This window comes from Flammeovirga kamogawensis, assembly GCF_018736065.1.
GTDB lineage: Bacteria > Bacteroidota > Bacteroidia > Cytophagales > Flammeovirgaceae > Flammeovirga > Flammeovirga kamogawensis.
This window is the reverse complement of sequence record NZ_CP076129.1, coordinates 829978-843914: the sequence shown is the minus strand read 5'-3', so window position 1 is coordinate 843914 and position 13937 is coordinate 829978. Positions and strand designations below refer to the sequence as shown.

The window sequence follows — 13937 nt, the reverse complement described above, 5'->3', positions numbered from 1 at the left end:
ATACTACTAATGCATAATAGAAATAATATAAAAATAACTTTATTGAAGTTAATTGTAGGTGTACTTACACTGTTCTTTTCTTCTTCATGTAAGCAAGTAAAAGAACGTAAGCCTAATATTATTTTTATTTTAGCTGATGATCTAGGTTGGAATGAATTAGGGTGTTATGGAAATACTTTTAATGAAACGCCTAATATTGATCAAATGGCAAATGAAGGAATGCAGTTTAAACAAGCTTATGCAGCTGCCCCTGTTTGTTCTCCTTACAGAGCCTCTTTTTTAACAGGGCAATTCCCTGCTAGAGTGGGTATTTTAGATTATTTACGTCCAGAAGATGAGCCACTATCAACAGATCATACAACGATTGCCGAAATACTTAGAGATAATGGGTATGCAACAGCTATGGTAGGAAAATGGCACTTAACAGGGTATAAACTAAATGGCTCAAAAAATGAAGTTCGAGCTACAGATCATGGTTTTGATGAAGAATTAGTTACGGAAAGAAAAGGAGTAGGAAATGGAGCGAATTTTTATCCTTACCACTTTAGAAACGATAGTATTTCTTGGACTACTGTAACAGATAAAAAATTAGAAGGGAAGGAGAATTTGACAGATAGAATAACGTATGAAGGGCTACAATTTATTGAGAAAAATAAAGACCAACCTTTCTTCTTATACCTGAGTCATTTTGCACCTCATTCAATTTTAAATGGAAAACCAGAAGTAGTAGAAAAGTATTTACAAAAGGGAAAGAAATTAGGAAAGATAAAACGTCCGGGTACATGTTATTTATGTGAAGATAAAAAGTTAGATGCTTCAAAATGTACGCATTGGGCAAGTGAAAATAATCCACATCTGGCAGCAATGATAGAAAGTATCGATGATGGTGTCGGTCAGATCATGGAAAAATTAGAAGAATTAGGACTAGCAGAAAATACATTAATTGTTTTTACAAGTGATAACGGAGGAGAATCTTTTGTAACCACGAATGGGAAATTAAGAGGTGGAAAAAGTGATTTATATGAAGGAGGAATAAGAGAACCTTTGATTATTAAGTATCCAAAATTAGTACAAGAAAAATCGTTTTCGGATGCCTTTACAGTAAATATTGATTTCTATCCTACCTTTTTAGATATCGCAAATATTAAAGGGGATGAAAAACAACAATTAGATGGCTTTTCCATCTTACCAATTCTCAAAGGAGAGAATAAAGAAATTAAACGAGAAGAATTCTATTGGCATTATCCACTTGATAAACCTCATTTTTTAGGGGGATCATCATCAGGAGCAATTCGAAAAGGAGAATGGAAACTAATAGAATTTTTTGAAGAACAGAAGATAGAACTTTACAACTTGAGCGAAGATGAAGAAGAAGAACATAACCTAGCTCAAAAGTTTCCAGAGAAAGTAAAAGAATTGCACAGTAAACTGGAAACTTGGAGAAATGATGTTGGAGCAATGATGTATGACGGACAAAAAACTGTAAAAACTAACACTACTGAAGACTTTAACCTTACAAAATAATCTGAATCATTTAAAAGTTGAAGGCATTTAAAACAGAATGAAAGCGTCAATTTTTAGACATATTGAAATGAAATTATTTACTGACATGAAAATATATATATTACTCTTATCAAGCATTTTATTTATAGGGTGCCAAAAGAATTTATCTACTAAAGAAACTGCTCAGACAGTGACTTTTAAAAACTTAAAAAGAGCAGACTTTCAAACAACCACAGATGGTGTAAAGACAGATTTATATGTCTTAAAGAATGAAAACAATATGCAAGTAGCTATCACAAATTATGGTGGTAGAGTTGTGGGTTGTTTAGTCCCTAATAAAGAGGGGAAATTAGTTGATGTTGTAGTAGGAATGTCAAGTGTTCAAGGGTTTAAAAATGCCACTGAACCTTATTTTGGAGCTACAATTGGTCGAGTTGGTAATAGAATAAATAACGGAAAATTTACTTTAGGAGGGATAGATTATACTATTTTTCAAAACAACGGTAAGAACATGTTGCATGGAGGTAAAAAAGGTTATCAATATGTAGTATGGAACGTAAAAGAAAGCACAGATAAGAAGTTAGTTTTAACTTATTTATCTAAAGATGGAGAAGAAAATTTCCCAGGAAACTTGCAAGTAGAAGTAACATATGCACTTAATAATAACAACGATTTGCAAATTGATTACAAATGGTCATCTGATAAATTAACAGTAGCAAACTTAACAAATCATGCTTTCTTTAATTTAAATGGTGAAGGAAGTGGTTCGATACTTAATCACGTTTTGCAAATTGATGCAGATTATATTACTCCTGTTGATGAAACATTAATTCCAGATGGAACTTTTGCAGCAGTAGAAAATACCCCTTTCGATTTTAGATCACCTGAAAAAATAGGCACTAGAATTCTAGAAGAAAATAGTCAATTGAAATATGGAAAAGGCTATGATCATAATTATAAGCTAAATAAAGAAGGAAATTCACTTCAAAAAGTGGCGACAATGGTTGGTGATATCTCCAAAATTAAAATGGAAATTCATACAACAGAACCTGGCTTGCAATTTTATAGCGGTAATTTTATGGAATCAAAAAATACCTTTAAGAACGGTAAGAAAGATAATTTCAGAACTGCTTTCTGTTTAGAAACACAACACTTTCCTGATACACCTAATCATGAGCACTTCCCTTCTATTGAAGTGAAACCCGGCGTAGAATACACATCTCAAAGTGTTTATCATTTTGAAGCAACTACAGACGATTTATCTCTTTAATAAACTATAAAAACATAATTTTTAAATTGATTATGAAATTTATAACATCAATTATTACCTTCTTCCTTCTTCCAACAATGATGTTGGCACAGCAAGGTGAAAAACCACCGTTTACAGATTACTGTGAGTACCTTGAAAGAGATATCAATGGCGAACAATATGGGTTTTTAGCAGGAAATAAAATCTATTATGTAGCCGGAGCCGGTGGTGCTGACTATAGAAATATCACAGAGTTAGAGACAATTGGTTTCTCACATCCAATGTTTAGAGACGGACGTGCTAGAGGTTTTGGTATTGTAGATGCCACGGCTGTAGGTTTAGATGGTGGAGTTGGTCATGATTGTTGGGGATGGGAATTCTGGAGACATACAAAAGTTGCTTACGGTACTTTAATTATTGACGGAAAACGTTACGAAAGACCTGAACCAAAAGCCATGTATTGGCGACCAGATAAATTAGTGGTAGAGTATAATGTTGGTGGTGTAAATGTAAAAGAAGAAAAATACATTTCTACAAATGATGTTTTATCTACTGTAATTACTTCTGATAAAGCACTTCAGATTGAGTTTAAAGGGGAAAGTTTTTACAACCCTTGGAAGCTACCTACGTTTGATGGCGATGCTCCAAATAAGCAAATGACTATTAGTAGTGAAGCGGAAGTGTCTTTTAATAAGTCAAAAAATGCGGTGGTTCTTTTAGAGAATGGTAAAACATATACGAAAGCACAGTGGGGTGAAAATGCAGTAGAAGGAGATATGATGTATTCAGGTCTCAATATTGTATTTTCATCAAATAAGGATATTCATTCTTTTGAAGAAAAAGAACTATCAACAGGAAATGTAGAGTATAAATTCTCAATAGATGTAGCAGCAGACGAACAAGCTGTACTTTCTTATGCTGTAAATGAAGAAGCTAAAGAAGCAATTAGTAGAATTAAAGGAGAGCATAAAAACATCAAAAAATCTGTTCTAGCAAAAACTGAATTTATGAATTCGATGCTGAATGATCAGATTCCTTATTTTAGATCTTCAGATGAAATGTTCAACAAGACCTATTATTTCTTATGGTCGATTTACTTTATGTATTTCACAGATTTAAAAGAAGGTTACGAACAATACGCACATACACAAACAGCTATTAATAATTTTATGGGATTACACCTTTGGGATTCTTGGGCATATTGTGGTGCAGGTTCTTATGTAGCAGATAAAGACGCTTGGGGATTTGGAAATGCTTTATCTTGGCAATTTATGGTTCCTTTTAAAGATGGAAATAATGCATTACCAGACAATTTTGGTACTACATGGTACTCTCCTAAAGTACGTATGAATTTTGAAGGAGCAGTTGAGCAAATCTGGGAAATGTACAAGCATTCTGGTGATAAAGAGTTTTTAAATGAAGTCTACTATAAATTAGTAAGACCATTATATATCGATAATAATCAAAAAGGACTTAGAGTAAACTCTGCTCAAGCTATTGTTTATATGGCTGAAGAGTTAAAAGAAAAAGAAGATGCTAAGGTATTTCAAGCATTTGTGGATAGAAAATCTGAATGGTTTCCAAATCATAGATGGACACACGTTATGGATCAATATGAAGGTCGTAAGCCAATTGTTTGGAAAGATATATGGGATTTAGCCGACTTAAGAAATAATGCATTAACACCTGAACTAGCAGCCCCTTTTATTGATCAGTTCGTAATGGATACTGAAAAGGGGTTTGTTTCTCCATTGGGTTTAAATACTAGAGCTGCAGATTCTCCTCCAAACGGAATTTTTAGAGCATCAAGTATTAGTTGTTGGTTAGGTGTAGACGGGTTATTTCGTCAAGATGCCACACATGCAGGAATTGTAACAACACTGAATCACTTTAATGCCATGACAAGAGAATATGGTTACCCTATTGCTCCAGAAGCTTGGGATCATAAATTTGAAGGATGGGGTTCAAGATATTACAACTGGGATATTGCAATGGTATTACCTGTAATTGAGTGGTTAGGCGGAATTGATTATTCTATTGTAGAGGATAGCTTCACATTTAGTCCTCACATGCCAGACTCTTGGAACTTTATTGAAATGTATGTTCCTGTTGTGAAAGATGGAAAAACTAATTGGGTACATACAAAAGTAGAGCGAGTGAAAAAAGGCTCGAAATATGAATTAGTACATACTGTAGAAGGGAACCCATTAGCTACTACTTTTATCAAACCTTATGATGAAGGAAGAGAAGTGGTGAAGCGTAATTCGAAAATTAAGGAAAAGAATACGAAAGAAGGGGTAGTTTACACCACAACAGAAGCAACTGCCAAAGTATCTTGGACAGTAGCAGATAAATTGAAATCTGAAAAGACATTAGTTTGGATGCATCCAAAAGTTACTTCTTTTTCAGTTCCTACAACTGTTACAGCAGAAAACATTATTCCAGGGACAACAATAAGATATACTACAGATGGAAGTGTGCCTACGGCTAAATCACCCTTATTTAATGAAGCGATAACAGTAAAAGAAACAACTACTTTTACAATTAAAGCTTTTGGAAACGATACGGATTATACGCCTTATAAAGTCACTTATGAATTAACCAATTTACAACCATCAATTACAATTGATGAGGAGTTAGTATCTGGGTTAACGTATACGCTTTATGACTTACCAAAAGAGTTAAAAGAATTACCAGATTTCTCAACACTTGAAGCGACAGATAATGGTGTTCTCTCAATAAATAATTTCGTTCCTCAATTGAAATTTGAAACGATAGGATTAAAAGGGAAAGAGCATTTTGCACTGCATATTTCAGGGTATATCGCTGTTGATAAAGATGAAATATACAACTTCAATTTAAGATCAGATGACGGATCAATGTTATTTATTGATGATCAAGAAGTAATACGTTTAAACTCAACATCACATGTAGACCCTTGGAGTTTTGATGGTAACATTGGTTTAACCAAAGGAATGCATAAAATCGATATCTATTATACACAATACACTAAGAAATCTCACTTGGCATTGACCTATAAATTCTTAAATGAATTTGATTTTAGAGCCTATCCTTCTGAGTCTTTCAAAAGAAAAAAAGTAATAACAGGTAACGACTTAAAATAGAATTTTTTAACGCAACTATTATTAACGCAAAACAAATAACTGAAATGAAAAATACATTATTCTTAAAAATTATTCTTCTGCTTATTTTATCGATGCAGATGACATGGGCGCAAAAATCAAAAAAGCCTAATATCATTGTTTTCTATACAGATGATCAAGGTTGGGCAGATACTTCTGTACCAATGATTGAAGGAGACGAAAACTCTCGTAGTGATTTTTATGAAACACCTAACTTAGAGCGTATGGCTGAGCAAGGTTTGGTTTTCTCTCAAGCCTATTCTGCAGCACCAGTTTGTACACCAAGTAGAACAAGTTTTCAGTTTGGTAAATCACCTGCAAGACTTCAAAATACTACTGTATATGATATCTTAGCAATTACAAGAAATAAAAGATGCCAAGGTGAAGTAACTGTACATGAAATGATCAAGAAAAATGATCCTGAGTATGTAACAGCACACTTTGGTAAGTGGGGTTGTGATGTGAGAAGAGATCCTGGATACGATGTAAGTGACGGAAACACAAACAATATTGATGGTGATTGGAAAGTAAGAAACAAAGAGCGTTACCCAGATAGTGACCCTAAAGGTATTTTTAGCTTAACAGAAAGAACAAACAACTTTATTTCTGAAAGAGTAGAAAAAGGAGAGCCTTTCTATATTCAATTATCTCACTATGCAGCTCACGTACAAAATTATGCTAGACCTGAGACTGTAGCAAAATACAAAGAGAAAAGAGGTAAAAAATCAAGTAGTTATGATTGGGATGTAGAAAATCCGAACCGTAATGGATGGATGCCTAATTATGCAGGTATGATTGATGACTTAGATGCAGGTCTTGGTTTATTATTAGATCACATAGAAAAAATGGGAATTGCAGACAATACATATGTGATTTTTACTTCAGATAACGGTGGTGGATTTAGAGGAAATGCACCTTTATCAGGTGGTAAGGCTTCTCTTTGGGAAGGTGGTATTCGTGTACCTACAGTTGTAATTGGACCTGGTGTAACAAAAGGTTACTGTTCAACTCCAGTGGCATCTTGGGACTGGTATGCTACAATTAATGAATTAACAGGAGGTGCTGCTTTAGATCAATCTTATGATGGAGGATCTTTAGTTGATGCTTTCAAAAAAGGAAATAAAGCAGATGTAAAAAGAGGTACGCAAGAAATTGTATTTCATTACCCTTGGTACGGTGGTACTATGCCTGCTTCAGCAATTGTTGACGGTAAATACAAGTTATTAGTAAACTTACAGACTTACGAAGGTCGTTTATTTGATGTTGTTGCTGATCCAGGTGAGAAAAATGATTTATCAGCTGCTATGCCAGAAAAGAAAAAGGAATTAGAAAAGAGATTAAACGACTACTTAGAAGAAGTAGATGCAGAAAAAATCGAAGATATGTTTGATGTGAGATTAAATGAGCTTGCAGGAAAAATTGAAAAACATAAAGAATCAGGAAATGAGCGTATGTTGAAAAGTGACCAACACCAATACGATCATATTACTAAAGCAAAAGACAATAAGTCTTGGCGTAAATAATACATTTTGTAAAACAGTAGGGGCTTTAAAAGCTCCTACTGCTAATTTTTAACATTGAAAATATGACATGATAAATTACTCTTAATTAAGCTACTACTAATATTTTAAGAAAAGTAGATCCTTACTCTAGTGAAAAAAAATCACTCTACTTTTTTCTTACAAAACTCAATAATTAATGAAATGAAAAAATTAAACATATTATTACTGGTTATAGTTACGACTATACTAAATTATCAAGCTCTCGGGCAAACTAAAAATATTGATGCCAACGGACTCTCAAATAATTTGATAGGTTATTTTAGTTTTGATGACGCTGGAAATGGTGTACAGTGTGATTGGGGTACTGGTAAAGATAAAGTAGGTACGCTAAATGGTGGTGCTGCATTTACTACAACAGATTTTAAATATTCAACTACCGCATTACATATTGATGGTTCGGCAGGAGATGCTTATGTTGGGTTTGATTCTGACAATAGCTTACCTTTTATTATGGGAGGTGCTTCTGAAATTACCATTTCTTGTTGGATAAAACCAGCACAAGATGGGGAACAATATTTAGTAACAACAATGGATCAAAATGGTGGAGATACTCACCGTTTAGAAATTACGGCAGACAATAGGTTTAGAGCTAATATTGCAACAGTTACACAAGATGAAGAAGGTAAAAACATTTTTGATAGTGGTACTGCTCAATCATTAGATGTGAAATTAGTAGATGATCTTCCTCTTGATACATGGATACATGTTGCATATGTTTATAGTGGTGTTAATAATAGAACAACAATATATGTAGATGGTGTAGATGTTGGTTTTTATGAAAAAACTTCCTATGATTTAGTAACCTTTAATAGGTTATTAAACTTAGGTGCCTATGTAGCCTTAAATAAGGCAGATGAAGCAGATAGAATTCAAAAGCAATACAATGGTTTAATGGATGAGCTTTATTTCTTTGATAGAGCACTTTCTATAGAGGAAATTAACACAGTAAAAGACTTACAAAACCCGTTGGATGAAGCTCCTTTTTTTACGGGTACATTTGATTATGATTATGATAATTTATCTGATCAATTAGATGCTACAATTGCAACAAACTACATGATCTCGGTACCAACACCAGTAAGAAATGGTTATATCTTTGGAGGATGGTATACAGATAAAAATGGAGCAGGGGATAAGTTAATTGGTGAAGAGGTAGAAGTTGTATCAGATATGACGTATTACGCCAATTGGGAACTTCAAACATACACTATCACCTTCAATAAAGCAGAAGGTATAGAGACATTAGAATTTGATTTAAACGATTTACCATTAACACTAACGGAAGATGTTAAAGCGGATGAACATTTCTTAGGATGGTTTAAAAATGCTGAAAAAATAGATTTAGTTATTGGTGCTCAATTAACCGAAGTAGGTGATATTGAATTATGGTCAGGTTTTTCTACTAGTGCTGTTTTTTATGAAGTAATCCTAATAGACAGAGAGCAAACACTTTGTGGTTTAGTTGCTACGGAAGAGACAAGTTACATGCTTCAACTTCCTCAATTAACACGCAATGATAATTATCGTTTTGCCGGCTGGTTTACAGAAGAAAATGGTTTAGGAACGCATATCACAACTTATTCAAGTATTTCAGAAAATAAAACATTGTACACAAAATGGTCTTCAATGACTTCTGATGAAAACAGTACAATTGATATAGATGGTTTATCACAAAATCTTGTAGGCTATTTTAGTTTTGATGAAAGTGTAGAGGGGGATGTGGTCAGTAATCAAGGTATTTCTAAAGGAACAAAAGGAAGCTTGGTTGGTACAGGAGCAAAAATTATTTCTTCAGATACACAATATTCTAGTGGAGCTTTAGAAATAGATCCTTCAGTCGGAGATGCTTATGTATCTTTTGATATTGATAATAGTAATGATTTCAGAATGAGAGGTGCTACTGCTCTATCAATTGCTTTGTGGATTCAACCACATCAATTAGGAGAACAATATATATTAGCTACTCAAAATGATAACAGATCAGAATCATATAGGTTAATAGTTAATGGTGGTAATCAAATCAATGCTTACTTAAATACTTATAGTGCTGATTTAGGTAAATATGATAATGCTTTTGCTACAGGAAATAGTCATACAATTGGAAATCAAGTTAGTTTAAATGATTGGATACATGTTGCCGTTGTTTACGATAGTGAGATTGGTAAAACAGTAATTTATATTAACGGAGAGTTTAGCGGAGAATTTGCAAAAGATTCTTACAACTTAAAATTAGATACTGATTTTAAATTAAACTTAGGAGCTTCAGTTGCTATTAATCAAGCTTCTAGTGTTGAAAAACAATTTGATGGTTTAATGGACGAGCTTTACATTTTTGATAGAGCTTTAACTGCTGCTGAAATTACAGCTATCAAAGGTTTACATAACCCTATTGATCCAATCACAGAATATATTGCTGTTTTTGATGTTGCCGATGGTGTAACATATGATACTTTAAAAACTACTGCTATTCAAAATTTTGAAGTAGATGTTACAAGCATTGAAACTCCAGTTAAAAATGGATATACTTTTAATGGTTGGTTTACAGAACGTAACGGTAGTGGTATTCAATTATCAGAAAGCACATTGGCATTAACAGAAGATGTTACTTACTATGCTCATTGGGTTTTAGATACTTATACACTTACATTAAACAAAGAATCAGGAGTTGTAACTCAGAATTTCACTGTTACTGATTTACCTTTAACATTTACAGATGATACAAAAGATGATGCTTTTTTTATTGGTTGGTTTACAGATAATCAATTTGATCAAAAATTTATTGGGAATAGTATAAACAAACCTGGTGACTTTGAATTATGGTCTGCTTTTACAGCGAATGAATTAACTTATTCTATCACATTAACAGATAGAGGAAGTCATTACAATGAAAAGGTAGCCACTCAAGAAAATGCTTATAAAGTATCACTTCCAAAATTAATGAACAGAGAAGATAATTATCGCTTTGCAGGTTGGTATACTTCTGAGAATGGAAATGGTCAATTATTTAAAGATGAAACTACAGTCTCAGCAAATGTAGTTTTATATGCACACTGGACACCGATGTACTCGTCAACAGTAAATTATTTAGATAAAACAGGGTTATCTACAAACTTAATTGGCTATTTTAGTTTTGATGAAAATGAAACAGCGGATGTAGTGACAGATTATGGTTCAGCAAAAGGAAATATTGGTAATTTTGTAGGTGCAGGAACTGTATTAGAGGGAGATGCAAGATACAGTAATGGTGCTTTAAAAATAGATCCATCAACTGAAAGTTCTTACTTAAGTTTTGACCTTGATAATTCTAACCCATTTATCATGAAAGGGGCAGAAGAAGTGACTGTTTCAATGTGGATTAAACCAAATGATTTAGTTTCAACAGATCAATATTTAGTTTCTACAAACGATGATAATGGAGGGGCGAGTTATCATATTAAATTAAGAAATGATAATAGAATTAATGCTTTCATTCCTCTTGATGGAGGAAGCAGTTTTGCGACTTCTGATAATCATAAAATAGGAGGAGAATTAGAGGCAAATTCTTGGATACACGTAGCAATGGTGTATAGTAAATCTGAAAGTTACACTAAAATATATATCAATGGAGTAGAAAGTAGTAACCCTGAAAATAGAGGAGGATTCTTTTTACAGTCTAATGAGAATAGAAAAATTAATATTGGTGCAAATGTAGCAATAAATAGAGGAGAGGCTATTAAAGACCAATATGAAGGTTTAATAGATGAACTTTATTTTCATGATAAAGCTTTAAGTGCCGCTGAAATTATAACATTAAGAGATTTACACAATCCAACAGAAGGTCTTAAAGAATTGATTGCTGTTTTTGATCTAAACTATGATTCAAAAGTAGATACCATAAAAGTTACGGAATTGGATAATTTCACTGTAGATGGTTCAACAATTACAGCACCTGTAAGAGAAGGTTATACTTTCTTAGGTTGGTTTGATAATAAAAAAGGAGAGGGCGATGCATATACTCCAGGTATTATGGTTTTAACAAATGATGTTACCTACTATGCTAAATGGGAAATTACAGAGTATACAATTACATATCAACTTGATAATGGTGTAGAAAATGTAGCGAATCCTACAACGTTTACAATCAATGACCTGCCTTTAAAATTGCAAAACCCTACTAAAACAGATGAGTTTTTTAGAGGATGGTATAAAGACGCAGCATTTGAAAATCAGTTAGAATTAAATAGCATCACTGATTTAGCAGATATTGATGTATGGGCTAAATTCTCAACGATACAGATTTTCTCCATCAATTTTTATAATCAGGGCGAATTATTTGCAATTGAATTGACAGATGATAATGGAGATTTTAATATCCCTGAAGTTGAAAGAGAAGGTTATACATTTGAAGGTTGGTACTTAGAAGAAAATTTTGAAACAAGACTTTCTTCTGATACTGAAATCATTGAAGATTTATCAGTATATGCAAAATGGGAGGTTATTAAATATACAATTTCATTTAATGAGAATGGAGGTAGTGAAGTTTTAGATATCACATTAGCAGAAGGAGAAGCACTTGAAGTTCCTGCAGACCCAACTAAGGAAGGAGTAATTTTTGATGGTTGGTATTTAGATATCGAACTAACAAACATGTACACATTCCCATCTACAATGACTGCTGAAAACTTTACTCTTTATGCTAAATGGAGGGATAAAGTAGCGTATACAATTACATTTAATGAAAATGGAGGTAGTGAAATAGCAGATATTACAGCATTAGAAGGGGCAGCAATTAGCACACCTGAAAATCCTACAAAAGAAGGATACACTTTTGCTGGTTGGTTTACAGATGCTGAATACGAGAATTTATATGAGTTGCCTGCAGTAATGCCATCTAATAATGTTGACTTATCTGCAAAATGGAATGTAATAGAATATAGTATCACCTATAATCTAAATGGAGGTGTTCAAAATGATCTTAACACTTCAACTTTCACAATAGAAGATTTACCACTTACGTTAAGTAATCCTTCAAAAGAAGAAGAATATTTTAGAGGATGGTTTACAGATGCTTCATTAGAAAATAAATTGGCATCAAATCAAATTTTAGCTATCGGCGACATTGAAATATGGGCTAATTATTCAGATAAAGCAACCTATTCTATTTCTTTCTATAGTGAAAATGAAGTAATTGCAGTTGAAATAACGGATGAGGAATTAAACTTCTCTATTCCTACTATTGAAAGAACAGGATATACATTTAATGGATGGTATTTAGAAAATGCTTTCGAAAATGAGTTTAGTGAAAATTCTATTATATCTTCAGATATATCAGTTTATGCTAAATGGAGTGTCAATGAGTATACTATTTCATTTAATGAGAATGGAGGTAGCACTATTGAAGATATCGTACTTTTATTTGGTGAATCAGTGATTGTTCCATCCGCTCCTATTTTAGAAGGTTATACTTTTGACGGGTGGTACACAGATACTGAATTTACAACGGAGTTTACTTTCCCAGAAACCATGCTAGCAGAAAATAGAACGATTTATGCAAAGTGGAGTATCAATCAATATACAATTACGTTTATTGAAAATGGAGGAAATGAAATTGAAGATATCACTTTAGATTATAATGCTAAGTTAACTCTTCCTGAAGATCCAATTTACAATCCATTCATTTTTGAAGGGTGGTTTACAGATGAAATTTTAACGACAGAATATACTTTCACAGAAACAATGCCTGCTTATAATGTTACTTTATATGCAAAATGGACAGTAGATCAAAATTGGGTTGGAGGTATTGATATCCGTGCTTTTTCTCCAACATGTAAAGGTCTAAATGATGGTGAAATTAGTATTACAGCAGGAAATTCACCAATCAAAGTAACGCTTTCAAATTGGGAGGTGACAATTCAACCCGGTGAAACTCAATCAATGCAAGGTTTAGCAAGTAGTGTCTATGAAATAATTATTTCATTAACTGATGGAACTGCTTCTATAAATTATGAAATTGAGGTTCCTGTAGTTGAGTCGATTGAAAGTACTGCAGAGGTATCAGGCAATAGAGTAATGTTACAAATTACAGGCGGAGTTGCACCTTATACCGTACATATTGGCAATGAAATCTATACTGATGTTGAAGATGGTGAATTGGAAATTTCAAATTTAAGAGAAGGACTATATAATGCAGTAATTATGGATAACTCTTCTTGTGCTACTTCAAATATCAATTTCACAGTTGGAAGTATGCTGATTTATCCTAACCCAGCCGTTGATAAAACGTTAAAAGCTGTTCTTCCATTTGATATTTATTCTGAGAATGTAAGAGTTGTCATTACGGGTGTTAATGGAATTGTACATCTAGATAAAGTGGTGAATACTATTTCAGGAAGGAAGGTGACTTTAAATGTTGAAGGCTTACCAAGTGGACAATATTTACTTAATATAATTTGTTCTGAAGAAGGTTATAACGACACAAAATCTTTTATAGTAAAATAAATT

Annotated in this window: 5 protein-coding genes; all 5 read left to right on the top strand. The window is 33.0% G+C overall.

The features are described from left to right. Positions 1-9: 9 nt before the first annotated feature. The 5 genes from KM029_RS21915 to KM029_RS21895 all read left to right on the top strand — a co-directional run bounded on the left by KM029_RS21915 (position 10) and on the right by KM029_RS21895 (position 13934). Entirely contained in the window at positions 10-1524 is a 1515-nt protein-coding gene (locus KM029_RS21915) for a sulfatase (protein ID WP_215586361.1), read from the top strand. Positions 1525-1561: 37 nt separating this feature from the next. Then, entirely contained in the window at positions 1562-2773 is a 1212-nt protein-coding gene (locus KM029_RS21910; RefSeq protein WP_240050352.1) for an aldose epimerase family protein, read from the top strand. A 32-nt stretch (positions 2774-2805) separates the two neighbouring features. Then, positions 2806-5877 (top strand): chitobiase/beta-hexosaminidase C-terminal domain-containing protein, encoded by a 3072-nt coding sequence (locus KM029_RS21905; RefSeq protein ID WP_144075945.1) that lies wholly within the window; start codon positions 2806-2808, stop codon positions 5875-5877. Between the two features lie 44 nt (positions 5878-5921). Further along, the gene (locus tag KM029_RS21900; RefSeq protein ID WP_144075944.1) at positions 5922-7418 is read left to right on the top strand and encodes a sulfatase; all 1497 of its coding nucleotides are present in this window, start codon (positions 5922-5924) and stop codon (positions 7416-7418) included. 180 nt (positions 7419-7598) lie between these two features. Next, the gene (locus tag KM029_RS21895; protein ID WP_144075943.1) at positions 7599-13934 is read left to right on the top strand and encodes an InlB B-repeat-containing protein; all 6336 of its coding nucleotides are present in this window, start codon (positions 7599-7601) and stop codon (positions 13932-13934) included. The last annotated feature ends 3 nt before the right edge of the window (positions 13935-13937 follow it).

Excerpts from the sequence above, each read along its gene's own strand:
- KM029_RS21900 (WP_144075944.1), top strand. The coding sequence starts at position 5,922 with ATGAAAAATACATTATTCTTAAAAATTATTCTTCTGCTTATTTTATCG.
- KM029_RS21910 (WP_240050352.1), top strand. The coding sequence starts at position 1,562 with ATGAAAGCGTCAATTTTTAGACATATTGAAATGAAATTATTTACTGAC.
- KM029_RS21915 (WP_215586361.1), top strand. The coding sequence starts at position 10 with ATGCATAATAGAAATAATATAAAAATAACTTTATTGAAGTTAATTGTA.
- KM029_RS21895 (WP_144075943.1), top strand. The coding sequence starts at position 7,599 with ATGAAAAAATTAAACATATTATTACTGGTTATAGTTACGACTATACTA.
- KM029_RS21905 (WP_144075945.1), top strand. The coding sequence starts at position 2,806 with ATGAAATTTATAACATCAATTATTACCTTCTTCCTTCTTCCAACAATG.